A 22,092-nucleotide genomic window follows, 5' to 3' on the forward strand; every position below is an offset into this window, starting at 1 on the left:
ACCTCACACCAACCACGGAGTTTCCCGTGAGCCAAGACCATACCGATCAGGATGCGGCCTCCGGCCCGCAGATCACCCTGTATTCCTCTGCCATCTGCCCGTATTGCGTGGCGGCCAAGAACTTCCTCAAGAGCAAGGGCAAGACCTGGACCGAAGTGCGGATCGACCTGGATCCGGCCGAACGCGACAGGATGATCGCCCTGGCCAAGCGCACCAGCGTGCCGCAGATCTTCGTCGGCGACGTTCACGTGGGCGGCTACGACGACATGATGGCCATGCATCGTGCCGGCAAGCTCGAGCCGCTGCTGGCCGGCAGCGCGGGCGGCCAGGCATGAGTGGTCCCGACGACGGCAGCGCCGACCGCCTGCGCGAGTTCACGCAATTCCGCCAGCGCATGAACCAGCGCATCCTGGCCGAGCCGAATCAGGTGGTGCGGAGGTTCTTCGCGCTGGACACCCAGACCTACCAGGCCGGCGCGCTGGACGTGAAGACCAAGGAACTGCTCGGCCTGGTCGCCTCGATGGTGCTGCGCTGCGACGACTGCATCAGCTATCACGTGGCCCAGTGCAAGGAAGCCGGCGTGACCCGGGAAGAGTTCTTCGAAACCTTCTCGGTCGGCCTGGTGGTCGGCGGCTCCATTGTCATCCCGCATCTTCGCCGCGCGGTGGATTTCCTGGACCAGCTCGAAGGCGGTGCGCAGGCGCCGGCCCAGCACGCACACGACTGAAGGGGTCGCTGCGGCACGCAAGTGTCGGTCGGGGTTCGTCAAAGCGAGTAACGCACGCGCCGCCCACCGAGGCGGCGCGTTGCGTTCGGGCGCCTGCACCCTTAGACCAAGGTCGGTTTGGGCGCCTTCACCGGCATCGGGCATAATTGCCCGTGAAACCTCCTTGCGCCGCTCTGCCGGGTATCGCGGCTGGCGCTCCCCCCTTCAAGTTCGGAAACCCAACGTTATGACGCAGACAATCACGGTCATCCGCGGCGACGGCATCGGCCCGGAGATCATGGATGCCACGCTGTTCGTGCTCGACGCGCTGCAGGCTGGCCTGACCTACGAGTACGCCGACGCCGGCCTGGTCGCCCTGGAAAAGCATGGCGATCTGCTGCCCGAGTCCACTCTGGCGTCGATCAGCAAGAACAAGGTGGCGTTGAAAAGCCCGCTGACCACGCCGGTCGGCGAGGGTTTCAGCTCGATCAACGTCGCCATGCGTCGCAAGTTCGACCTGTACGCCAACGTGCGTCCGGCCAAGTCGTTCCCGAACACCAAGTCGCGTTTCGCCGACGGCGTGGACCTGATCACCGTCCGCGAAAACACCGAAGGCGCGTACCTGAGCGAAGGCCAGACCGTGTCCGAGGATGGCGAGACCGCGTTCTCCGGCACCCGGATCACCCGCAAGGGCTCCGAGCGCATCGTGCGCTACGCCTTCGAGCTGGCCAAGAGCACCGGCCGCAAGAAGGTCACCGCCGTGCACAAGGCCAACATCATCAAGTCGACCTCGGGCCTGTTCCTGAAGGTGGCACGCGATGTCGCCGCGCAATATCCGGACATCGAATTCCAGGAAATGATCGTCGACAACACCTGCATGCAGCTGGTGATGCGTCCGGAGCAGTTCGACATCATCGTGACCACCAACCTGTTCGGCGACATCATCTCCGACCTGTGCGCCGGTCTGGTCGGCGGCCTGGGCCTGGCCCCGGGCGCCAACATCGGTCTGGATGCGGCGATCTTCGAAGCCGTGCACGGCTCGGCGCCGGATATCGCAGGGCAGGGCAAGGCCAACCCGTGCGCGCTGCTGCTGGGCGCGGCGCAAATGCTGGACCACATCGGCCAGCCGCAGAATGCCGAGCGCCTGCGCGAAGCCATCGTCGCCACCCTGGAAGCCAAGGATTCGCTGACCCCCGACTTGGGCGGCACCGGTAACACCATGGGCTTTGCCAAGGCCATCGCCAGCCGCCTCTGAGCGCACCGGTTGATCGCACAAAAAGAATGGGCGCCTCGGCGCCCTTTCTTTTTGCTTGGAATTGTCTGAAGCCACACTTGGTCATTGATCGTGGGGAACGCTCTTACGATTCCCCAATCCCGATTCCCAATTCCCCGCTCAATTGCGCGACTGCAGCTTCGACAGCAGGCGCAGGAACTCGATGTACAGCCACACCAACGTCACCATCAGGCCGAATGCGCCGTACCACTCCATGTGCTTGGGCGCACCGTGTTCGACGCCGCTCTCGATGAAGTCGAAGTCCAGCACCAGGTTCAGTGCCGCCACCACCACCACGAACAGGCTGAAGCCGATGCCGATCAGGCCCGAGTCGTGGATGAAAGGGATGCGCACACCGAACAAGCCCAGCACGATGGTCGCCAGATACACCAGTGCAATGCCGCCGGTGGCTGCGACCACGCCCAGCTTGAAGTTCTCGGTGGCCTTGATCATGCCGCTGCGATACGCGAACAGCAGCGCGAACAGGGTGCCGAAGGTGAGCAGGACGGCCTGGAACACGATGCCGTTGAAGCGCGCTTCGTACACCGCAGAGATCGAGCCGAGGAAGAAGCCTTCGATCAATGCATACAGCGGCGCCGTGATCGGTGCCCAGGTCGGCTTGAAGCTGGTGGCCAGCGCGAATACCAGGCCGCCGATCGCGCCGGCGATCATGTAGATGCGCGCGACGGGCAGCGGCATGCCATCGGCCCCGATCGATTGCGACCAGGCGAAGGCGGCCGTGATCACCGCCATCAGCAACAACGCGCCGGTCTTGTTGACCGTGCCGTTGAGGGTCATCGCCTGACCGTCGCGGGTGACGATCGAGCCGGAGCCGGAGTCGAGGAATGTGGATTCCCGAAGGGCAGGGTTACCGCTACGCATGCATGTTCTCCATGAAAATAGTGCTCAGCCTACTGGCGAACGTTGGTGTGAGGATAGCTGATCGTTCAAGTTACACAGGGTGATTGACAGCGAGGCCAATCATTCCCAAAATAGCCGACCTTTCGAGCCTTCGGGATTGAAAGGTCCCGCCGGGGTATAGCGCAGTCTGGTAGCGCGCCTGCTTTGGGAGCAGGATGTCGGGGGTTCGAATCCCTCTACCCCGACCATTCCGAGCTTTCGACGGCGTGGGAATGCGAAGTTCGGTCCGGGCGCCCGTAGCTCAACCGGATAGAGCACCGGCCTTCTAAGCCGGCGGTTACAGGTTCGAGTCCTGTCGGGCGCGCCATCGGCGGTACGGTAGGAAGCAGGTTTTCAGTGGTGGCTGTAGCTCAGCTGGTTAGAGTACTGGATTGTGATTCCAGATGTCGGGGGTTCGAGTCCCCTCAGCCACCCCACTGATGACAAGCGATTGCAGGAATGTTTGACCCGATGTGTCACAGGGTGTTGCAACGAAGCAAAAATGCACATACAATGTGCGACCAGTTTCAGGGCCGTTAGCTCAGTTGGTAGAGCAGTTGACTCTTAATCAATAGGTCCAAGGTTCGAATCCTTGACGGCCCACCAAATAAAAGCACTTAGGCGTCTGCCTAGGTGCTTTTCTTTTTCCCGGACTGAAAACAGAGGCGCCCAGGTTGGCCTGCTGTGAACGCATCAAGGCCGCGATAGTTTGGCGTCGCCCGCGCAAGATCCGGCTGGATACCAATGGCTTTACAACGCCCTTGGGCAACGCTCGCTATCGAATGCCTTGGCTGGAGCGCGCTTGCCGCAGCCGCGGTCAGCGATCGAACCCCGGTGAGATCGTCGGCGATGCCAGAAGTAGCGCCGTGCGCCACTCCTGCACCCCGTCGTTGCCTGTGCTGAGCGCTTGGCGCGACGTGCTCTGCGATCTGCAAGCAGTTGCAGGAAGCAGCCATGTCACTCATAAGCGCGTCCGTGCAACACCCGCAACAGGCGTCTAGCCTCGCTGCACGCGCGGAAATGCCAGCACGAAGCGCGCGCCCTGGCCCGGCGCCGAGAAAACGTCTATAAAACCGCCGGCCTGGCGCACGGCGCTATAGACCTGCGCCAATCCCAGGCCAGCGCCCTTATTGGCGTGCTTGGTGGTGAAGTACGCCTCGAATAACCGCGCCTGCACCACGCTGTCCATGCCGTGCCCGGTATCGGCAACCGCGATGGTCATGTAGTGCCCGGCCGGTTTGGCCAGTCGCGCCTGCTCCTCGGTGACGAAGGTTTCGCCGGTTTCCACACTGATGCAGTCGCCGCTGGTGCAGGCATCGCGCGCATTGATCACCAGGTTCAAGATGGCGCGCTCCACGGTGTGGCGGTCGACCATCGCGCAGCATCCGCCCTCTGCGGTGCGCAGCTGCAACCGCAGGTCTGCGCCGACCACCTGTTCCAGTAACGGGCTGAGCTGTTCTGCCAGTTCGGCCAGGTCCACCGCTTCGGGGCTGTAGGGGTACTGACGCGAGAAGCCGACCAGGCGCTGCGCCATCACCGAGCCATGTTGAAGCGCCGCGTCGGCCACGCTTAGCAACTTGGCGTCGTGCGCGTCGATCTGCGCGCGCTGCACGACCAGGTCGATCGCCGATGTGGCAGCCTGCAGCACGTTGTTCAAGTCGTGGACCACGCCGGCCAGCAGTTGTCCTACCGCTTCGCCTTTCTGCGCCTGCTCGGAGATCTTCTCGGCGGCGTTCTGCGCGGCGCGCGCGATGTCCAGGTCGCCTTCGATGCGCTCGTGCAAGTCGCGCAGGCTGTGCAGCTCGGTCGACAGCGAGGTTTCGCGCGCGCGCGCCAGCACCAGGGCACTGGTGGAAAACGCGCGTTCTGCCGACAGGGTGCTGTCCAGGGTGTGAAAGGCTGCCTCCAGCGCGCGGCGGTCGGAGACATTCCTGCTCACCGCCAGGATGGCCTCGACCTTGCCCAGCTCGTCGAACAATGGGCTGGTAACGACCTGCCAGGTCTGGCGTACGCCGGCCAGGTTCACGCAGCTGGCCTCGAATTCCCGGGTTGCGCCTTTGGCCGCCTCGGCCATGGCCGCATCCACCATGGCCGCCGCCTCGGGTGGCCACAGCTCGCGCCAGGGGCGGGCAACAACCTGATCCGCAGAACTGGCCCCAAGTCCGACCAGTCCGTTGCGGTTGACCGACGTGATTCGCCCATCCAGGTCGATCTCTTTGATGCAATCGCGCGACAGTGCCACGATCTGGCGATATCGGTCTGTCATTGCAATTGCTGCCCCCGGGCTGGAATTAACGGAATTTTCGCAAATCCGGTTGCTGCAATGTGCCGGTAGCGAACATGGGCTTTGTCTGGATTCAGGCGGGGCTGGCCGCTGCCGCCCCCTGCATTGCGTGAAGCCTCAAGTCATCGCGCCAAGCAGCCCATGCCCATTGCAGTCATCACGCGCCCAGGCCTCGCAGCGCTTTTTCTTTACCGGCATCCCTGCAACAATAGCCGGGCATCTACGGCATTGCGAAAGTGGCGGAATTGGTAGACGCACCAGATTTAGGTTCTGACGCCGCAAGGCGTGGGGGTTCGAGTCCCCCCTTTCGCACCAACGCCGCGCGGCCGTGTGGGTTCCGGCCGCTGCATTTCCTGCAAACCAGTCGCTTCTGTCCGTGAGGCCGCTGCACGCATGCCGCTGGCAGCGGCCGCCGTTATCGGCGAAACTACAAGGCTCGGCGGCATTCTCGCCATCCGTCAACCCGCATCTTCCATCTCGTGCCGACGCTGTGCGCTGTCGGTGGCAGGAGTCAACATGCAAGCATCGATCGAATCCACCGGCAATCTGGAACGCCGCCTGACCTTCACCCTGCCGCAGGAGCGCCTGGAGACGCACGTTGGTGGCCGCCTGCGCGAGCTTGCGCGGACCACGCGCATCAAGGGCTTCCGTCCCGGCAAGGTGCCGACCAAGGTGATCGAGCAGCGCTTCGGTCAGCAGGTGCGTGCCGAGGCGATGGAAGGCCTGCTGCGCGAGACCTTCGATTCGGCCGTGCGCGAGCATTCGCTGCGCCTGGCCGGCAACCCGCGTATCGATCAGGGCGAGACCGATTTCGACTTCGTCGCCACCTTCGAAGTGGTGCCGGATTTCGGCGACATCGACGTGACCAAGCTGTCGGTGGTGCGCGCGACCGCTGAAGTGACCGATGCCGACATCGACCAGATGATCGAAAACCTGCGCCTGCAGCGCCGCACCTGGAATCCGGTCGAGCGCGGTGCGCAGGTCGGCGACCTGGTGGCGCTGGAGACCTGGTCGCAGGCCGGCGACGAGCGTCTGCCCGCCGAAGGCGTGGAGACCGGCAGCAGCGTGCTGGGTTCGGGCGTGATGTTCGACCAGATCGAAAAGGGCCTGGAAGGCCTCACCAAGGGTGAAGAAAAGACCCTGACCGTCGATTTCCCCGCCGAATGGCGCGTGCCACAGCTGGCCGGCAAGACCGTGCAGGTGCACGTCAAGGCGGTCGAAGTCTCCGAGCCGGTGTTGCCGGCAGTGGACAAGGAGTTCATCAAGAGCTTTGGCGTGAAGAGTGGCGATGCCGAGCAGTTCCGCGCCGATATCCGTACCAACCTGGAGCGTGAGCTCAAGGGTGCGCTGATGAACCGCCTGCGTCGCGAAGTGGGCGAGCAGCTGATTGCCGCCTACGCGCATGTCGAAATGCCGCCGCGCCTGGTCGAGAACGAAGCGCGTTCGATGCTGGCCCAGCAGGTCGAGCAGGTCCGCCGCAGCGGTCGCGATCCGGGTCAGGTGCCGGCGGACGCGCACCAAGGATTCATGGATGCCGCCGCCAAGCGCGTGCTGGTCGGCCTGCTCGTGGGCGAGGTGGCGCGCCGCAACGAATTGCGCCTGGAATCCAAGCGCGTCAGCGAAACGCTGCGTCTGATCGCTTCGACCTACGAAGAGCCGGAACAGGTCATTGAGATGTACCGCAACGACCCCCAACTGATGAACGGGCTGCAGAGCCGCGTGATGGAAGAGCAGGTGATCGACTGGATCGCCGAGCGCGCCCAGCACACCGAGCAGTCGCTGTCGTTCCAGGACGCCATCCGCGTCTGATCCGGCAGTAAGAGAAGAACCGCGCCCGCAGTCTGGGGTGCGGATTTCGAACACGGGCAGCGGCACAGGCCGCTGCCACAACGGGAAGACTGATGAGCATTGTGACCAAAGCCCTGAACCTGGTGCCCATGGTGGTCGAGCAGACCAGCCGTGGCGAGCGTGCGTACGACATCTACTCGCGTCTGCTGAAGGAGCGTCTGATCTTCCTGGTCGGTCCGATCGACGACCATATGGCCAACGTGATCGTGGCCCAGCTGCTGTTCCTGGAAGCGGACAACCCGGAAAAGGACATCAGCATCTACATCAATTCGCCCGGTGGCGTGGTCACCGCCGGCATGGCCATCTACGACACCATGCAGTACATCAAGCCGGACGTCAGCACCATCTGCGTCGGCCAGGCCGCCTCGATGGGCGCATTGCTGCTGGCGTCGGGTGCGGCGGGCAAGCGTTATGCGCTGCCGAATTCGCGCGTGATGATCCATCAGCCGCTGGGTGGCTTCCAGGGCCAGGCGACCGATATCGACATCCACGCGCGCGAGATCCTGACCCTGCGTTCGCGCTTGAACGAGATCCTGGCCAAGCACACCGGCCAATCGCTGGAGACCATCGCGCGCGACACCGAACGCGACAACTTCAAGAGCGCGGTCGATGCGCAGGCCTACGGCTTGGTGGATCAGGTGCTCGAGCGTCGTCCGGAAGAGTCGATCCAGCCCTCTTGATCGTCAAGCCACTGAAATTGTAGGAAAAACCGGCAGGGTCGGGCGGGGCGAATGTCCTCCCGACCCTGTGCTATTCTCGAAATCGAACCCCCGTGCATCGGGTGGGGTAACTGGGTAACAGAAGCATGAGCGAAGACCGCCAAGGTCGTTCCGGCGACAGCAACAAGATTCTCTACTGCTCGTTCTGCGGTAAGAGTCAGCATGAAGTCCGTAAGCTGATTGCCGGTCCCAGCGTATTCATCTGCGATGAGTGCGTTGAGCTGTGCAACGACATCATCCGCGAGGAACTCGAAGAGAAGGCGCAGTCGGCACGTTCCAGCCTGCCCAAGCCGCGCGAGATTCTCGAGGTGCTAGATCAATACGTGATCGGGCAGTTGCGCGCCAAGCGCACGCTCGCCGTAGCGGTGTACAACCACTACAAGCGTATCGAGAGCCGCAGCAAGAACGATGACGTCGAGCTGGCGAAATCCAACATCCTGCTGGTCGGCCCGACCGGTTCGGGCAAGACGTTGCTGGCCGAAACGCTGGCGCGCCTGCTCAATGTGCCGTTCACGATCGCCGATGCCACCACGCTCACCGAAGCCGGCTATGTCGGCGAGGACGTGGAAAACATCATCCAGAAGCTGTTGCAGAAGTGCGATTACGACGTCGAAAAGGCGCAGCAGGGTATCGTCTACATCGACGAAATCGACAAGATCTCGCGCAAGAGCGAGAACCCGTCGATCACCCGTGATGTGTCCGGCGAAGGCGTGCAGCAGGCGCTGTTGAAGCTGATCGAGGGCACGGTTGCCTCGGTGCCGCCGCAGGGTGGCCGCAAGCATCCGCAGCAGGAATTCCTGCAGGTGGACACCAAGAACATCCTGTTCATCTGCGGCGGCGCGTTCGCTGGGCTGGACAAGGTGATTCAGCAGCGTTCCAACGATGCCGGCGGCATTGGCTTCGGCGCCAAGGTCAAGAGCAGCGAGCGCAAGCAGGAAGTGGGCAAGATCCTGGCCGAAGTCGAGCCGGAAGATCTGATCAAGTTCGGCCTGATTCCCGAGTTCGTCGGCCGTCTGCCGGTGGTCGCCACGCTGGAAGAGCTGGACGAGCCGGCGCTGATCAAGATCCTGACCGAGCCCAAGAACGCCATCACCAAGCAGTTCAAGAAGCTGTTCGACATGGAAGGCGTGGAGCTGGAGTTCCGCCCCGATGCCCTGTCTGCGATCGCCAAGAAGGCGCTCAAGCGCAAGACCGGCGCCCGCGGCCTGCGCACCATCGTCGAATCGGTGCTGCTGGACACGATGTACGAGCTGCCGTCGCAGGAAAATGTCAGCAAGGTCGTGGTGGACGAGTCGGTGATCGAGCATAAATCCGAGCCGTATCTGATCTACCAGGCGCAACCGGCGCCCGCCAAGGCTGCGTCCGGAGACTGAGTCCGTTGGCCGCCTCGCCAGGCCTCGGCCTCGCTGGCGGATAACCGCTTTCCGAACGCTACTTGCAACACCTCGCCGATGGCCCCATAACGGGGCCATCGGCTTTTTACTGCCCCAAAAACCCCCATTCCTGCGGAGTGCCCCATGGCCCAGTCCCAACCAGAAATTCTCGATCTGCCAGTGTTGCCGCTGCGCGACGTGGTGGTGTTTCCGCACATGGTGATCCCGCTGTTCGTCGGCCGCGACAAGTCGATGCGTGCGCTGGAAAAAGCGATGGAGGCGGACAAGCGCATCCTGCTCGTTGCGCAAAAGTCGGCCGAGACCGACGACCCGGCTGCCGGCGATCTGTATACCGTCGGCACTCTGGCGCAGGTGCTGCAACTGCTCAAGCTCCCCGATGGCACCATCAAGGTGCTGGTCGAGGGTCTGTCGCGGGTCACCGTGGACAAGGTGGTCGAGCAGGACGGCGCGTTGCAGGGGCAGGGCACCGAAATCGAAGCCAGCGATGCGCGTGAGCCGCGCGAGGTGGAAGCGATTGCGCGGTCGCTGATGTCGCTGTTCGAACAGTACGTCAAGACCAATCGCAAGCTGCCGCCGGAGCTGCTGCAGACCTTGGCCGGCATCGATGAGCCGGGCCGCCTGGCCGACACCATCGCCGCCCACATCGGTGTGCGTCTGGCCGACAAGCAGCGCCTGCTGGAGATCACCGACATCGGCGAGCGGCTGGAATTGCTGGTCGGCCTGGTCGATGGCGAAATCGACGTGCAGCAGCTGGAAAAGCGCATCCGCGGCCGCGTGAAGTCGCAGATGGAAAAGAGCCAGCGCGAGTACTACCTCAACGAGCAGATGAAGGCGATCCAGAAGGAATTGGGCGACCTGGACGATGCGCCCGGCGAGCTGGAAGAGCTGGCGCGCAAGATCGCCGAGGCGGGCATGCCCAAGCCGGTCGAAACCAAGGCCAAGGCCGAGCTCAACAAACTCAAGCAGATGTCGCCGATGTCCGCCGAGGCGGCCGTGGTGCGCAACTACCTGGACTGGCTGCTGGGCGTGCCGTGGAGAAAGCGCACCAAGGTGCGCAAGGACCTCAAGGTTGCCGAAGACACGCTGGACGCCGATCACTACGGCCTGGACAAGGTCAAGGAACGCATCCTTGAGTACCTGGCCGTGCAGTCGCGCGTGAAGCAGATGAAGGGGCCGATCCTGTGCCTGGTCGGGCCGCCGGGCGTGGGCAAGACCTCGCTCGGGCAGTCGATCGCCAAGGCGACCAACCGCAAGTTCGTGCGCATGAGCCTGGGCGGCATTCGCGACGAGGCCGAGATTCGGGGCCACCGCCGGACCTATGTCGGTTCGATGCCGGGCCGCCTGGTGCAGAACCTCAACAAGGTCGGCAGCAAGAACCCGCTGTTCCTGCTGGACGAGATCGACAAGATGTCGATGGACTTCCGTGGCGACCCGTCGTCGGCATTGCTGGAGGTGCTCGATCCGGAGCAGAACAACTCGTTCAACGACCACTATCTGGAAGTCGACCTGGACCTGTCGGAGGTGATGTTCGTCGCCACCTCCAACTCGCTCAATATCCCGGGTCCGTTGCTGGACCGCATGGAAGTGATCCGCATCCCCGGCTACACCGAGGACGAGAAGCTCAACATCGCCACGCGCTACCTGGTGCCCAAGCAGATCAAGGCCAACGGCCTGAAGCCGGAAGAGATCGAAATCGCCAGCGATGCGATCCAGGACATCGTGCGCTACTACACGCGTGAGTCGGGTGTGCGTAATCTCGAACGCGAAGTGGCCAAGATCTGCCGCAAGGTGGTCAAGGAGATCGCGCTCGCAGGTCCGCAGCCGGCGGCAAAAAAGGCGGTAGCCAAGAAGGGCAAGCCGAAGGCACTGGTCACCGTCAACGCGAAGAATCTCGACAAGTATCTGGGCGTGCGTCGCTTCGACTTCGGCCGTGCCGAAGAAGAAAACGAGATCGGTCTGGTCACGGGTCTGGCATGGACCGAAGTCGGCGGCGAACTGCTGCAGGTCGAGTCCACCTTGGTGCCGGGCAAGGGCAACCTGATCCTCACCGGCCAGCTCGGCAATGTCATGAAGGAATCGGCATCGGCTGCATTGTCGGTGGTGCGTTCGCGCGCCGAGCGGCTTGGCATCGATGTGGATTTCCTGCAGAAGCAGGACGTGCATGTGCATGTGCCCGACGGCGCCACGCCCAAAGACGGTCCGAGCGCAGGTATCGCGATGGTGACCTCGCTGGTGTCGATACTGACCCGGGTGCCGATCCGCGCCGACGTGGCGATGACCGGTGAGATCACCCTGCGTGGGCGGGTATCGGCGATCGGTGGCTTGAAGGAGAAGTTGCTGGCGGCCCTGCGCGGCGGCATCCGCACCGTGCTGATCCCCGACGAGAACCGCAAGGATCTGGCCGACATCCCGCCGAACGTGACCCGCGATCTGAAGATCGTGCCGGTGAAGTGGATCGACGAGGTACTCGATCTGGCGCTGGAACGTCCGCTCGCGCCGAAGAAGGCCGGCAAGGAAAAGGCACGCAAGGCGGCCTCGCGCGTGACCGTGCGCGGCAAGTCGCGTAGCACGCCGGGTACCCGCGTCAAGCACTAACGAGGGCTGTCTGAGCCTCGCCAAAACAAGCCAAAACCCGCGTCGTTATTGGGTTTTGGCTTGCGTGCTGTTGGGGGCGCTGGTATAAATGCACGACTCGTGGGCGCGGCAAATGTGATGCGTCATGCGATACCACTTGTGTCGGGTTCTTCGCTTACGGCAAGAGCGCCGATTGTCGATTCCGCGGCATCTGCCGCAAAGGGAGTTTCAAGAATGAATAAAACCGAATTGATCGATGGCGTTGCCGCTGCCGCTGACATCTCCAAGGCTGAAGCTGGCCGTGCTGTTGACGCGGTTGTGAGCGAAATCACCAAGGCACTGAAGAAGGGCGACGCCGTCACCCTCGTTGGCTTCGGTACCTTCCAGGTCCGCGAGCGCGCCGAGCGCACCGGCCGCAATCCGAAGACCGGCGACAGCATCAAGATCGCTGCTTCGAAGAATCCTGCATTCAAGGCTGGTAAAGCCCTGAAGGATGCAGTAAACTAATCGACTCGCTAGGGTGCTTAGCTCAGCGGTAGAGCGTCTCCCTTACACGGAGAGGGTCGGGGGTTCGAAACCCTCAGCACCCACCATTAAGCACCAGGCAAATGTTTCAAGCGCGGAGCGGTAGTTCAGCTGGTTAGAATGCTGGCCTGTCACGCCGGAGGTCGCGGGTTCGAGTCCCGTCCGCTCCGCCAGTTACACGCGAAGCCCCTGAGCAACTGGGGGCTTCGTTTTCTCCACGAAATTCGTCATGCGAATGGAGTGGGGGCAGATGTCCAAGTTTAAAGCGGAGCGGTAGTTCAGCTGGTTAGAATGCTGGCCTGTCACGCCGGAGGTCGCGGGTTCGAGTCCCGTCCGCTCCGCCAGTTATACGAAGCCCTCGGCTCTGTGCCGGGGGCTTTTTTTTTGGATGTCGGTTGATGGGTGTGGGTCCATGCAGGCATGCCGGTGCGGCGTATTGCAGCGCATCCGGCAGCGGCGCGTTCTGCTGCGTCTGAAGGTACTCGGGTATCTGGCCCGGCTGGCGCCGTCCACCCTGGACCGATGAATGCGCCACGACGCCATCGTCACGGGCATTGGGCTGGGTGCCTGGCGTCAAGCGCGTTACACTGCGCGGCTCGCCCACAGGCCGTGATTTGCCAATGCTGCAGAAACTTCGCGACAAGACGTCAGGCTGGATCGCTACCGCCATCCTGGGGTTGCTGATGATTCCGTTCCTGTTCGTCATCGACAACAGCTACCTCGGCGGCATTGGCGCCAACAACGTAGCCAAGGTGCAGGCGCCGCCGACCTGGTGGAAATCGGCACCGTCGTGGTGGCCGGTCTCTTTGCTGTGGCAGCACCATGAAATCAGCACGCAGGATTTCCGCGCGCGCTTTGAGCAGGCGCGCATGCAGGAGCGTCAGCGTCAGGGCGAGAAATTCGATCCGCGCACCTTCGAGTCCCGCGAAAACAAGCTGCAGGTGCTCGACCAACTGGTCGACGAACAGGTGGTGCGACTGGGGGCGGAAGATGCTGGAATCGTCATCGGTGATGCGACCGTGCGCGATTACATCGCCAACATTCCCGCATTCCAGGTCGATGGCAAGTTCAGTCCCGACCAGTACCGCGCCGCACTCGCGCAGGGCACGCCGCCGCGCACGCCAGCGCAGTTCGATGCGCTGGTGCGCGATAGCCTGCAGCAGTCGGTCATCCCGCAGGCGGTGGCGGAGTCCGGCTTTGCCACCAAGTCCGAGTTCGAGCGCCTGCTCAAGCTGATGGGCGAAACGCGCGATGTGGAGCTGGCGATGCTGCCGCCACCGGCCGCAGATACCGCGCCGGTGAGCGATGCGCAGATCAAGCAGTGGTACGACGGGCACGCGCAGGATTTCCGTCAGCCGGAAACCGTGATGATCGAATACGTGGAGCTCAACGCCGCCACGATGCCGCCAGCCACTGCGGCCGACGAGGCCACGCTGCGCAAGCGCTATGAAGACGAGAAGGCACGTTTCGTCGAGCCGGAGCAGCGTCTTGCGTCGCACATCCTGATCAGCGCCGGCGCCGATGCCGCCGCGCAAAAGGCTGCCGAGGCAAAGGCTGCCAAGCTCGCTGCCGAGGCCAAGCAGCCGGGTGCCGACTTTGCTGCGCTGGCCAAAGCCAATTCGCAGGACCCCGGCTCCAAGGATGCCGGCGGCGACCTGGGCTGGGTGGAGAAGGGCACGATGGTCAAGCCGTTCGAGGACGCGCTGTTCTCGATGAAGGCTGGCGAGGTAGTCGGCCCGATCAAGAGCGAATTCGGCTACCACGTGATCCAGCTGCGTGAGGTCAAGGGCGGCCAGGGCAAGTCGTTCGAGCAGGTGCGCGACCAACTGGCGGCCGAGCAGCTCAAGGCTGACGCAGACAAGGCCTTTGCCGATGTCAGTGGCAAGTTGGTGGACCAGGTTTACAAGAACCCCACCGCGCTGGAGCCGGCGGCCAAGCAGGTCGGCTTGCCGGTGCAGACCTTGGGGCCGTTCTCGCGCAGTGATGCCAGCGGTGTTGCTGCCAACCCGGCTGTGCTGCGCGCGGCGTTCTCAGAAACGCTGGTGCAGGACGGTACGGTGAGCGATCCCATCACCATCGCGCCGAACCATAGCGTGGTGTTGCGTGTCACCAACCACACCGCCGAACAGGCCTTGCCGTTGGACAAGGTGCGCGACAAGGTGACCGCGGCAATCCGTGCGGACCGTGCCGAGAAGGCCGCCGCGGCTGCTGCCGATGCCTTGCTGGCACGCTTGCAGAAGGGTGAGACGCTGCAGGCGCTGGCCGCCAGCGAGAAGCTGCAGGTGCAGCCGATCCCGGGGCTACCGCGGACGGCACCGATCCCGACCCCGGCTGCGAACCGTGCGATCTTCAGCGCGCCGCGACCGACCGAAGGCAAGCCGTCGGTTGGCAAGGTGGAGCTGGATGGCGGGCGCTTTGCTGTCTTTGTCATCAGCAAGGCGACGCCGGGCGATCTGAAGCAGATGCCGGCCGAGCAGCAGACGATGCTGCGCGAGCAGTTGAGCCAGATCGACGGGAACAACGCGGCGCAGGCTTACGTCAAGGAAATGCGCAAGCGCTACAAGATCCAGATCGAAGAAGCCCAGCTGTAAGGCTGGATAATCGATTGGTGAGAAAAGCCCGGGCAACCGGGCTTTTTCTTTGGGCGTTTGTCGTGGAGAACACAGGCCGGCTGGCGCGCAGTCGCCGTCGATCTTCCGCGGCGCATATCGATTTGCCGGCGGTGTCTGCGCGCCTGCATGGCTGGCGGGAGCTGCGATTCCTGGGCGCCAATCGCCGGTTGTCGGCTAGTCGCCTGACGATCTGGCAGTCGTCGCTGACGCTCGATTGGGCGACGGCGCGCGCGGGGAGCGCTCCTGACAGACATGCCAGGTGTCCCGCTGATGATCTCTGGTGGCCGGGTCAGCTGAATGGCTAGGCGGGATTGACTCGCCGGGGAGCCCCGCACACATCGTGGCGCGCATTGCAGAGAGGCCTGCAAGCTTCGAGTTTTGCCGGAGCTCGGCTGGCCCGTACAGCGCCAAGTCGGTTGCCCGGCGCGACGCGCAGCAGGCGCTAACTGTGCCTTTGCACCCAGGCAACGCTCAAGATCCATCTTTCGCGACCGAAGCGGCCTGACGAGAAGGCTGGGTTGGTGAGCGAAGTTCAGGATCGGCGCGATCATGCCGCCTACCGCCTACCGCCTGCCTGTGCCCACGACAACGTCCAAGGTGCGTCGCACCTTGGCGCGTCACTTTAGGGCGAGTCGTCGAACGACAGCACCATGCCAGGCTTCAGAATGGCGCTTTTGTCCAGGCCGTTGGTGGCGAGCAGCGTCGTCACGGTGATGCCATAGCGGCGCGCGATCGCCCAGGCCGATTCGCCATTGCGCACGGTGTGGGTACGTGCTGGCGAGATCGACGCCTTGCTGGCTGCAGAGGCAACGGCGGTCGGTGCGGGAGTGCTGCTGGCGGCGCCAGTTCCCACCTCGGCAGAGGCGACCATGGCGCTATTTGCACCGGGCTGCGGCGGCGCAAGCGGCGCAAGCACGTGCACGCCGCGCGGCGCAGCGCGCGCGCCAGCGAGGGCGGGATTCAGGCGCGCGAGCAGTTGCGGCTCGATCGCGCGCTGTCCGGCCCAGGCGTTGAGACTGGTGCCTGCCGGCAACGCATGTTCGGTGAGGACGGGCACCTGGCGATCCAGCGACGTCAGCAGGTTGCCCTGCTGTTGCGCGTGATCCAGCACGCAGGCAAGTGCGTGCAGTTTCTCCACATAGTCGTAGGTGACCTTGGACATGCCCGGCAATTCGGAGGGGCGTGCGTTTTGCGCGTTCATCCCGGCGCTGCGCATTGCCTGCAGCACGCGGTACTCGCCGGCGTTGTAGGCCATCAGGGCCAAGCGCCAGTCTCCGCCGAACATGCCGTAAAGGGTTTTGAGATAGCGCACCGCCGCAGTGGTGGAGTCCACTGCCGACAGGCGTCCGTCGTATTGCGCACCGACCGGCACCTGGTGGTTGCGCGCGGTGGTCGCGATGAACTGCCACAGGCCGGCAGGGCCGCTGCCGTTGCGGGCCCCGGGGCGGTAGCCGCTTTCCACGAACGGGATCAGCGCAAATTCGGTCGGCATGTCGGCCTTGCGCAACTCGTCGACGACATAACCGAATAACGGCAGGACATCCTGCGCATCGTCTGCCAGACGTGCCGGGGCGCGCGAAAAATGCTGTTCCCAGCGGGCATCGCTATGGGCGCTGTCGCAACCCGGGTCGGCGCGACCGTCGAGGAAGGCCGAAAAAATCTCGCGCCCGTTGCGGAGGCTTGGCGCGCTGGCTTGCGCGGTCTGGCTACTGGCGGGGGCGGAGCTTGCGTCATTGGGCGATGCGGCTGCCGGTGCGATGGCCGAACAGACGGCCAGCACTGTCAAAACCAGGCGCCTCATGCGCGAAATTCGTCTTTCCAGCGCCGAAGTTCGGCGAAAACATCGACTTCAGAGGAAAGCTCGCCGGCTGCGCGCGGTGCCACTGCAGCGCGGATCTCGGGGCGGCCGGTGCGTAAGAACGGATTGGTGGCCAGTTCACTCTTGAGCGAAATCGGCAGGGTAGGACGGGCTGCATGACGCATGGCCTGGGCTTCCTGTTGACGGCGCTGCAAGGCAGCGTTGGTGGGATCGACGTGCAGCGCGAAGGCCGCATTGGCCAGGGTGTATTCGTGGCCGCAACACACAAGCGTTTCGCCAGGCAGGGAGGCCAGGCGCTGCAACGAGTCGAACATCTGGGGAGCGGTACCTTCGAACATCCGCCCACAGCCTAGGCTGAACAGGGTATCACCGCTGAACAGGTAGCCGTCAGCGACGAAGGCGATGTGGCTGCGGGTGTGGCCGGGCACCTGGAGCACCTGGAACTCGACATCGAGCAGGCGCAAGCGCTCGCCGTGGCCTACCTGATGCGCGTCCGCCGGGATGCGTTCGTCGGCCGGGCCGAACAACTCCAGGTCCGGCCAGCGCTGCTGGAGCTCGGCAACGCCGCCGATATGGTCGCCGTGATGGTGGGTGAGCAGGACGGCGCTCGGCACCAGGCCCTGGTGCTGCGCGGCAGCCAGGACCGGCTCGGCCTGACCGGGGTCGACAATCATGGCGCGGCCATCTGCAGCGATCAGCGCCCAGATGTAGTTGTCGTCGAATGCGGGCAGGGCGATCAGTCGCATAGAATTGGGACCATGCCTGCCCCGCCATTCTCACGTCAAGCTGGCGTCTCATCCTGGTTTGAAACCGGCGCGGGGCGCGGCCTGCTTCAACTGGAGCGTCGTCTGGCGTTGGAAGCGCTACAGACACGGCCGTCGCAGCCGTGGTTGTGGCTGACGCCGACCGCCGACATGCCTGCGCGCGAGTTGCTGCAAGGGCGCGGTTTGCGCCTGCATCGCAGTGCCGGCCGCTTTGCGGGTGACGCACGCTGCGCGCTGCCGTTTCCGCTGCCGACCGAGAGCCTGCAGGCGATCGTGGCGCAACATGCAGTGGTTGGCGGGGCAGCGGACTTTCTGGCCGAATGCGAGCGTCTGCTGATGCCCGGCGGCCGTCTGTGGCTGTTCACGCTCAATCCGATGAGTCCCTACCGCTTCCGCTGGGCGCGGCGCGGGCCGGTCGCGTTGCGCCCGGATCGCTGGCGCCTCCTGGCCCAGCGTGCCGGTCTGCATAGCGTGCAGGCCGAGCGCTACCTGGGGCCGATCTGGCGCCCCAGCGGCGAGTCCACCGACCCCGGCCGGGCACCATGGCGCGCGGTGTATCTGCTGGAAGTGGAAAAGCGTGCTGCCGCGGCGATAGGGCCGACGCCGATCGCCCTGCCTGCCCGCTGGCCACAGCCGGTGGCCACGATCTGACCTGTTTACGTTCAACTCTGGAACCTGATGAAATCCATTGAAGTGCATACCGATGGCTCCTGCCTCGGCAACCCCGGCCCGGGCGGCTGGGCGGCCTTGCTACGTTACAACGGCCGCGAAAAGGAGCTGGCCGGCGGCGAGGCGGTATCGACGAACAACCGCATGGAATTGATGGCGGCGATCATGGCGCTGGAAACGCTGACCGAGCCGTGCCAGATCGTGTTGCATACCGATTCGCAGTACGTGCGCCAGGGCATCACCGAATGGATGCCGGGGTGGGTGCGACGCAACTGGAAGACCGCCGGTGGCGATCCGGTCAAAAATCGCGAGTTGTGGGAGCGGTTGCACGCGGCCACGCAGCGCCATCGCATCGATTGGCGTTGGGTGAAAGGCCACAATGGCGACCCGGACAACGAGCGCGTCGACGTGCTCGCCCGCAATCAGGCCATCGCCCAGCGCGATGGTCTTGCGACATCGTAAGAGGACACATGCGTCAGATCATTCTCGATACCGAAACCACCGGCCTGGAATGGCGCAAGGGCAACCGCGTCGTCGAAATCGGTGCGGTGGAGCTGCTGGAGCGGCGCCCGAGCGGCAACAATTTCCATCGTTACCTGAAGCCGGACTGCGACTTCGAGCCGGGCGCGCAGGAGGTGACCGGGCTGACCCTGGAATTTCTGGCCGATAAACCGCTGTTCGGCGAGGTGGTGGATGAGTTTCTCGCCTATATCGACGGCGCGGAACTGATCATCCACAACGCTGCGTTCGACCTGGGGTTTCTGGACAACGAACTGGCGCTGCTGGGCGATCACTACGGGCGCATCGTCGAGCGCGCCACGGTGGTCGATACCTTGATGATGGCGCGCGAGCGCTATCCGGGGCAGCGCAATTCCCTGGATGCCTTGTGCAAGCGTCTGGGCGTGGACAACTCGCATCGCCAACTGCACGGCGCGTTGCTCGATGCCCAGATCCTGGCCGATGTGTATATCGCGCTGACCTCCGGCCAGGAGGAAATCGGGTTTGCCAGTGCCGACGCCGGTCAGCAGACCGATGCGGCGAGCGGCGTGATTGCGTTCGACCCGGCGCTGCTGTTGCCGCGTCCGCGCATTGCGGTGACCGCTTCCGAATTGCAGGCCCACGAGGCACGCTTGGCGCAGCTGCGCAAGAAGGCAGGGCGTGCGTTGTGGGATCCGCCGGTCGAGGAGATTGCGGTCGCCGGGTGAGGCGTCTTGCCTGAGGTATTTTGCTCGCGCGCGGCGCTACATCAGTAACTGCGCACCAGGATCGCGGTGATGTTGTCCGAACCGCCGCCATCCAGTGCGGCGGCGACCAGGCATTCCACGCATTCCTGCGCGCTGCAATCGGCCTGCGACAACGTGGCCGCGATGGCGGCATCGTCCACCTCTTCGGTCAGGCCGTCGCTGCACAGCAACAGCTGCATGCCGGATTTGAGTTCGCCTTGCATGATGGCGACATTCAGATGTGCCGGGTCGGTCACGCCGAGTGCCTGGGTCACCACGTTGCGATGCGGGTGCGCGCGTGCCTGCTCGCTGGTCAGCGTGCCCTGGGCGATGAGCTCCTGCACATAGCTGTGGTCCTGGCTCAGCTGCGCCAGCCGGCCATCGCGCCACAGGTAGGCGCGGCTGTCGCCAACCCAGGCCACTTCGAAACGCTGGCCGAGTACGCGCGCGGCGACCACGGTGGTGCCCATCGGCAAGGTGTCGTTGCAGCGGCGCGAGGTCTTGATGATCTCTTCGTCGGCGATGCGTACCGCCTGCGCCAGCGGGGTACCGGCGCGGATCTCCCGCACGATGGTCTCGCGGGCCAGTGCGCTGGCCACTTCCCCGCAGGCATGCCCCCCCATGCCGTCGGCGACCAGCCACAATCCCAGCTCACTGTCGCCGTAGTAGGTGTCCTCGTTGAGGTCACGGCGCAGGCCGACATGGGTGAGGTGTCCGAATTCGAGCATGGGGCCGGGTCGCCAAGGAGAAGATGCGCCACCATCATCGCGGCCCGGCCGGTTAGCGGCAACACGCCACGCACGGGTGCCGCAGCACCGGTTCACGCCTGGACCTGCCTGCGCCGGCCCGGGCCGCTTGTGGCGCGGGCCATGTGCCCGTATGATGCACGGCCCCAGGACACTGGGGACCATCTGGAGAGGTGGCAGAGCGGTTGAATGTACCTGACTCGAAATCAGGCAGGCGTTTATAGCGCCTCGGGGGTTCGAATCCCCCCCTCTCCGCCAGATTCGCATCAGCCCCCGCAAGGGGGCTTTTGTTTATGTGTGGCAGTCGCCGGCCGCGGCGATGACTACAATCCGCCCGATCCCCGTTGGAGGCCTGTCATGTCCGAGATCCTGGTGCCCGTGTCTTTTGGTGAACTGCTCGACAAGATCGCGATCCTGCAGATCAAGTCCGAGCGCATGCGCGATGCAGCCAAGTTGACCAATGTGCGCAACGAGCTGTCTGCGCTGGAAACCAGCTGGATGGCGCATCCGGCCGCCGGCCACGACATCGTGCGCCTGCGCGCCGAGCTCAAGGCCGTCAATGAGCGACTGTGGGTGATCGAGGACGACATCCGCCTCAAGGAGCAGGCGCAGAGCTTCGATGACGCCTTCGTGCAGCTGGCGCGCAGCGTGTATATCGAAAACGACGAGCGCGCGCGCATCAAGAAGGAGATCAACCTGGCGCTGGGTTCTTCGTATGTGGAAGAAAAGTCCTATCAGGACTATCGCGCTACCGGCGCCTGAGCGTGTTGACGGTTTGATCGCGCAGGTGGTCTGACAGCGCGAGTTGTTGCAGGAAGCGTCTTCGCTCGATCTCACGCCCATTGGTGCGGGCGCCTCTGCAACTTGCCCGGCGCCTGATCGCCGAGCAGCTTCAGAGCCGGTGCTGAAGTGCTGGCTGCGTCGCCTTTTGCGCCAACCGTGTGGCGGTCCGGCGGCGATTGATCGCCGATCGTCAGCGCGGGTGGTCGGCGCGATAACGCTCGAAGGCGGCGATCGCATCGTCCACGGTGATCAGCGACATCACCTCGTCGAATTCGATCTTCGTTCCCCAGCGTAGCTGGTCGGCTGGCTTGTGCAGGAATTTGCGCGCGGCGGCGTCGTAGCGGTCCACGCAATAGCGCACGTCCGAGTACGGGCCGCTTCGTCGCGGGTTGCTGGCCGCATGCAGGCCGAGCACCTTGGTGCCCATGGCGTTGGCGATATGCATCGGCCCGGAATCCGGCGTGACCACCAGGTCCGCGCGCGCGAGCAGGGCAGGCAGTTGCTTAAGGGTGTCCTTGCCAACCAGATCCAGCACCGGCGTGCGTGCGGCCGCAACGGTGGCATCGGCAGTGCTGCGTTCCAGGTCGCTGCGGCCGCCGCACAGCACGATCCGCCAGCCCTGCGCGGCGGCATGATCGGCCAGCGCGGCGAGGCGATCGGGATACCAGTTGCGACGCGGGTGGCTGGAGCAGGGCGAGATCATCAGTACAGGGCGGCCATCGTCGTCCCATTGCGCGCGTGCCCAGGCATGCGCCTGGTCGGGCACCGGCAGGTCCCAGCGCACCTGGGTCTGGCGCAGGCCCAGCGGCTCGGCAAAGCTGCCGATGGCGTCGAGCACGTGGATGCCGGGGCGATCGGCGATGCGCTCGTTGACGAACAGGCCGTGCAGGTCCTTGGAGCGGCTGCGGTCGTAGCCGATGCGTCGCCGCGCCGGCACGAAGGCCGACAGCACATTGGCCCGAAAGGCCACCTGCATCTGCAGCAAGGCATCGAAGCGGCCCAGCGGTGCCAGCGACCGGCGTAGTGCGCGCATGCCGGCCACCCCGCTGCGTTTGTCGTAGGCGTGGAATTGCACGCCGGGCAGACCCTCGAGCAATTTCAGCCCGGCCTTGTCGATGACCCAATGCAGTTGGGTTTCAGGAAACCCGGCCTGCAACGTGCGTACCAGCGGCACCACGTGCGTGACATCGCCCAGGGCGGACAAGCGCAGCAAACACAGCGATGCGGGCGTTACAGCCATGGTGTTGTTAGAC

19 protein-coding genes and 9 tRNA genes are annotated in these 22,092 nt (G+C 64.2%); 22 read left to right on the forward strand and 6 right to left on the reverse strand.

Annotated features, from left to right (window positions below; genetic code table 11):
• Positions 1-26 precede the first annotated feature (26 nt).
• The 3 genes from grxC to ACDH77_RS05040 all read left to right on the forward strand — a co-directional run bounded on the left by grxC (position 27) and on the right by ACDH77_RS05040 (position 1,961).
• Positions 27-335 carry a glutaredoxin 3 gene (gene grxC / locus ACDH77_RS05030; RefSeq protein WP_017158114.1) on the forward strand — a complete coding sequence of 103 codons (309 nt, stop codon included), beginning with the start codon at positions 27-29 and terminating at the stop codon, positions 333-335.
• Positions 332-727: a carboxymuconolactone decarboxylase family protein gene (locus tag ACDH77_RS05035; protein ID WP_008575003.1), complete on the forward strand. Its 396-nt coding sequence runs from the start codon at positions 332-334 to the stop codon at positions 725-727. The genes grxC and ACDH77_RS05035 overlap by 4 nt, the downstream gene beginning before the upstream one ends.
• A gap of 226 nt (positions 728-953) precedes the next feature.
• Complete coding sequence (locus ACDH77_RS05040) at positions 954-1,961, forward strand: isocitrate dehydrogenase (RefSeq protein ID WP_008575004.1); 1,008 nt, start codon at positions 954-956, stop codon at positions 1,959-1,961.
• A gap of 138 nt (positions 1,962-2,099) precedes the next feature.
• On the opposite strand, the gene ACDH77_RS05045 is transcribed toward ACDH77_RS05040, so the two are convergent.
• Positions 2,100-2,861: a Bax inhibitor-1/YccA family protein gene (locus ACDH77_RS05045; RefSeq protein ID WP_008575005.1), complete on the reverse strand. Its 762-nt coding sequence runs from the start codon at positions 2,859-2,861 to the stop codon at positions 2,100-2,102.
• Between the two features lie 150 nt (positions 2,862-3,011).
• Between ACDH77_RS05045 and ACDH77_RS05050 the strand changes: the two genes are divergently transcribed.
• The 4 genes from ACDH77_RS05050 to ACDH77_RS05065 all read left to right on the forward strand — a co-directional run bounded on the left by ACDH77_RS05050 (position 3,012) and on the right by ACDH77_RS05065 (position 3,485).
• Positions 3,012-3,088, forward strand: a tRNA-Pro gene (locus ACDH77_RS05050).
• Positions 3,089-3,130: 42 nt separating this feature from the next.
• Positions 3,131-3,207: transfer RNA gene (locus tag ACDH77_RS05055), tRNA-Arg, on the forward strand.
• Positions 3,208-3,239: 32 nt separating this feature from the next.
• Positions 3,240-3,316, forward strand: a tRNA-His gene (locus ACDH77_RS05060).
• A 93-nt stretch (positions 3,317-3,409) separates the two neighbouring features.
• Positions 3,410-3,485: transfer RNA gene (locus ACDH77_RS05065), tRNA-Lys, on the forward strand.
• Positions 3,486-3,876: 391 nt separating this feature from the next.
• Here the strand turns inward: ACDH77_RS05065 and ACDH77_RS05070 are convergent.
• Positions 3,877-5,145, reverse strand: coding sequence for a PAS domain-containing sensor histidine kinase (locus ACDH77_RS05070; protein ID WP_029818795.1), 1,269 nt, complete (start codon positions 5,143-5,145; stop codon positions 3,877-3,879).
• Between the two features lie 248 nt (positions 5,146-5,393).
• On the opposite strand from ACDH77_RS05070, the gene ACDH77_RS05075 reads away from it, so the two are divergent.
• The 10 genes from ACDH77_RS05075 to ACDH77_RS05120 all read left to right on the forward strand — a co-directional run bounded on the left by ACDH77_RS05075 (position 5,394) and on the right by ACDH77_RS05120 (position 14,814).
• Positions 5,394-5,478, forward strand: a tRNA-Leu gene (locus ACDH77_RS05075).
• 201 nt (positions 5,479-5,679) lie between these two features.
• Complete coding sequence (gene tig, locus ACDH77_RS05080; RefSeq protein WP_005913863.1) at positions 5,680-6,972, forward strand: trigger factor; 1,293 nt, start codon at positions 5,680-5,682, stop codon at positions 6,970-6,972.
• Between the two features lie 92 nt (positions 6,973-7,064).
• On the forward strand, positions 7,065-7,691 hold the full coding sequence (clpP, locus tag ACDH77_RS05085; protein WP_002806026.1) for an ATP-dependent Clp endopeptidase proteolytic subunit ClpP: 627 nt from the start codon (positions 7,065-7,067) through the stop codon (positions 7,689-7,691).
• A 125-nt stretch (positions 7,692-7,816) separates the two neighbouring features.
• A complete protein-coding gene (gene clpX, locus ACDH77_RS05090; protein ID WP_003483788.1) occupies positions 7,817-9,103 on the forward strand; it encodes an ATP-dependent Clp protease ATP-binding subunit ClpX in 1,287 nt (428 codons plus the stop codon).
• Positions 9,104-9,247: 144 nt separating this feature from the next.
• Complete coding sequence (gene lon, locus ACDH77_RS05095) at positions 9,248-11,719, forward strand: endopeptidase La (protein ID WP_014089513.1); 2,472 nt, start codon at positions 9,248-9,250, stop codon at positions 11,717-11,719.
• Between the two features lie 213 nt (positions 11,720-11,932).
• On the forward strand, positions 11,933-12,205 hold the full coding sequence (locus tag ACDH77_RS05100; RefSeq protein ID WP_002806049.1) for an HU family DNA-binding protein: 273 nt from the start codon (positions 11,933-11,935) through the stop codon (positions 12,203-12,205).
• 11 nt (positions 12,206-12,216) lie between these two features.
• Positions 12,217-12,291, forward strand: a tRNA-Val gene (locus tag ACDH77_RS05105).
• A gap of 28 nt (positions 12,292-12,319) precedes the next feature.
• Positions 12,320-12,396 (forward strand) — tRNA-Asp (locus tag ACDH77_RS05110).
• Between the two features lie 94 nt (positions 12,397-12,490).
• Positions 12,491-12,567 (forward strand) — tRNA-Asp (locus tag ACDH77_RS05115).
• A gap of 276 nt (positions 12,568-12,843) precedes the next feature.
• Positions 12,844-14,814: a peptidyl-prolyl cis-trans isomerase gene (locus ACDH77_RS05120; RefSeq protein WP_057681039.1), complete on the forward strand. Its 1,971-nt coding sequence runs from the start codon at positions 12,844-12,846 to the stop codon at positions 14,812-14,814.
• 643 nt (positions 14,815-15,457) lie between these two features.
• On the opposite strand, the gene ACDH77_RS05125 is transcribed toward ACDH77_RS05120, so the two are convergent.
• A complete protein-coding gene (locus tag ACDH77_RS05125; protein ID WP_372353752.1) occupies positions 15,458-16,636 on the reverse strand; it encodes a transglycosylase SLT domain-containing protein in 1,179 nt (392 codons plus the stop codon).
• On the reverse strand, positions 16,633-17,400 hold the full coding sequence (gene gloB, locus ACDH77_RS05130; RefSeq protein ID WP_031421414.1) for a hydroxyacylglutathione hydrolase: 768 nt from the start codon (positions 17,398-17,400) through the stop codon (positions 16,633-16,635). Before gloB ends, ACDH77_RS05125 begins: the two co-directional genes overlap by 4 nt.
• A gap of 12 nt (positions 17,401-17,412) precedes the next feature.
• Here gloB and ACDH77_RS05135 point away from each other — a divergent pair, with 12 nt between their 5' ends.
• Genes ACDH77_RS05135 through dnaQ form a run of 3 tightly spaced genes read left to right on the forward strand, consistent with a single transcriptional unit; the run spans position 17,413 to position 19,292 of the window.
• On the forward strand, positions 17,413-18,069 hold the full coding sequence (locus tag ACDH77_RS05135) for a hypothetical protein (RefSeq protein ID WP_003483816.1): 657 nt from the start codon (positions 17,413-17,415) through the stop codon (positions 18,067-18,069).
• A gap of 27 nt (positions 18,070-18,096) precedes the next feature.
• Positions 18,097-18,549 (forward strand): ribonuclease HI, encoded by a 453-nt coding sequence (gene rnhA / locus ACDH77_RS05140; RefSeq protein WP_008571574.1) that lies wholly within the window; start codon positions 18,097-18,099, stop codon positions 18,547-18,549.
• 8 nt (positions 18,550-18,557) lie between these two features.
• Positions 18,558-19,292 carry a DNA polymerase III subunit epsilon gene (dnaQ, locus tag ACDH77_RS05145; protein ID WP_008571573.1) on the forward strand — a complete coding sequence of 245 codons (735 nt, stop codon included), beginning with the start codon at positions 18,558-18,560 and terminating at the stop codon, positions 19,290-19,292.
• 41 nt (positions 19,293-19,333) lie between these two features.
• On the opposite strand, the gene ACDH77_RS05150 is transcribed toward dnaQ, so the two are convergent.
• Positions 19,334-20,038, reverse strand: coding sequence for a PP2C family protein-serine/threonine phosphatase (locus tag ACDH77_RS05150; protein ID WP_011346592.1), 705 nt, complete (start codon positions 20,036-20,038; stop codon positions 19,334-19,336).
• Positions 20,039-20,223: 185 nt separating this feature from the next.
• Between ACDH77_RS05150 and ACDH77_RS05155 the strand changes: the two genes are divergently transcribed.
• A tRNA-Ser gene (locus tag ACDH77_RS05155) sits at positions 20,224-20,314 on the forward strand.
• 99 nt (positions 20,315-20,413) lie between these two features.
• A complete protein-coding gene (locus ACDH77_RS05160; protein WP_014089517.1) occupies positions 20,414-20,818 on the forward strand; it encodes a DUF6165 family protein in 405 nt (134 codons plus the stop codon).
• Positions 20,819-21,029: 211 nt separating this feature from the next.
• Here the strand turns inward: ACDH77_RS05160 and ACDH77_RS05165 are convergent, their stop codons facing one another.
• Positions 21,030-22,079 carry a glycosyltransferase family 9 protein gene (locus ACDH77_RS05165; protein ID WP_031421417.1) on the reverse strand — a complete coding sequence of 350 codons (1,050 nt, stop codon included), beginning with the start codon at positions 22,077-22,079 and terminating at the stop codon, positions 21,030-21,032.
• Positions 22,080-22,092: the final 13 nt, after the last annotated feature.

The sequence above is a fragment of the Xanthomonas axonopodis pv. maculifoliigardeniae genome (assembly GCF_041519315.1).
Lineage (GTDB): Bacteria > Pseudomonadota > Gammaproteobacteria > Xanthomonadales > Xanthomonadaceae > Xanthomonas > Xanthomonas euvesicatoria.

What these genes read in the sequence shown, in the direction of transcription:
- rnhA (WP_008571574.1), top strand. Translation starts at nt 18,097, where the DNA reads ATGAAATCCATTGAAGTGCATACCGATGGCTCCTGCCTCGGCAACCCC.
- ACDH77_RS05165 (WP_031421417.1), bottom strand. Translation starts at nt 22,079, where the DNA reads ATGGCTGTAACGCCCGCATCGCTGTGTTTGCTGCGCTTGTCCGCCCTG.
- clpP (WP_002806026.1), top strand. Translation starts at nt 7,065, where the DNA reads ATGAGCATTGTGACCAAAGCCCTGAACCTGGTGCCCATGGTGGTCGAG.
- ACDH77_RS05035 (WP_008575003.1), top strand. Translation starts at nt 332, where the DNA reads ATGAGTGGTCCCGACGACGGCAGCGCCGACCGCCTGCGCGAGTTCACG.
- ACDH77_RS05125 (WP_372353752.1), bottom strand. Translation starts at nt 16,636, where the DNA reads ATGAGGCGCCTGGTTTTGACAGTGCTGGCCGTCTGTTCGGCCATCGCA.
- ACDH77_RS05120 (WP_057681039.1), top strand. Translation starts at nt 12,844, where the DNA reads ATGCTGCAGAAACTTCGCGACAAGACGTCAGGCTGGATCGCTACCGCC.
- ACDH77_RS05040 (WP_008575004.1), top strand. Translation starts at nt 954, where the DNA reads ATGACGCAGACAATCACGGTCATCCGCGGCGACGGCATCGGCCCGGAG.
- ACDH77_RS05070 (WP_029818795.1), bottom strand. Translation starts at nt 5,145, where the DNA reads ATGACAGACCGATATCGCCAGATCGTGGCACTGTCGCGCGATTGCATC.
- ACDH77_RS05150 (WP_011346592.1), bottom strand. Translation starts at nt 20,038, where the DNA reads ATGCTCGAATTCGGACACCTCACCCATGTCGGCCTGCGCCGTGACCTC.
- ACDH77_RS05160 (WP_014089517.1), top strand. Translation starts at nt 20,414, where the DNA reads ATGTCCGAGATCCTGGTGCCCGTGTCTTTTGGTGAACTGCTCGACAAG.
- clpX (WP_003483788.1), top strand. Translation starts at nt 7,817, where the DNA reads ATGAGCGAAGACCGCCAAGGTCGTTCCGGCGACAGCAACAAGATTCTC.
- ACDH77_RS05135 (WP_003483816.1), top strand. Translation starts at nt 17,413, where the DNA reads ATGCCTGCCCCGCCATTCTCACGTCAAGCTGGCGTCTCATCCTGGTTT.
- ACDH77_RS05100 (WP_002806049.1), top strand. Translation starts at nt 11,933, where the DNA reads ATGAATAAAACCGAATTGATCGATGGCGTTGCCGCTGCCGCTGACATC.
- gloB (WP_031421414.1), bottom strand. Translation starts at nt 17,400, where the DNA reads ATGCGACTGATCGCCCTGCCCGCATTCGACGACAACTACATCTGGGCG.
- lon (WP_014089513.1), top strand. Translation starts at nt 9,248, where the DNA reads ATGGCCCAGTCCCAACCAGAAATTCTCGATCTGCCAGTGTTGCCGCTG.
- ACDH77_RS05045 (WP_008575005.1), bottom strand. Translation starts at nt 2,861, where the DNA reads ATGCGTAGCGGTAACCCTGCCCTTCGGGAATCCACATTCCTCGACTCC.
- dnaQ (WP_008571573.1), top strand. Translation starts at nt 18,558, where the DNA reads ATGCGTCAGATCATTCTCGATACCGAAACCACCGGCCTGGAATGGCGC.
- tig (WP_005913863.1), top strand. Translation starts at nt 5,680, where the DNA reads ATGCAAGCATCGATCGAATCCACCGGCAATCTGGAACGCCGCCTGACC.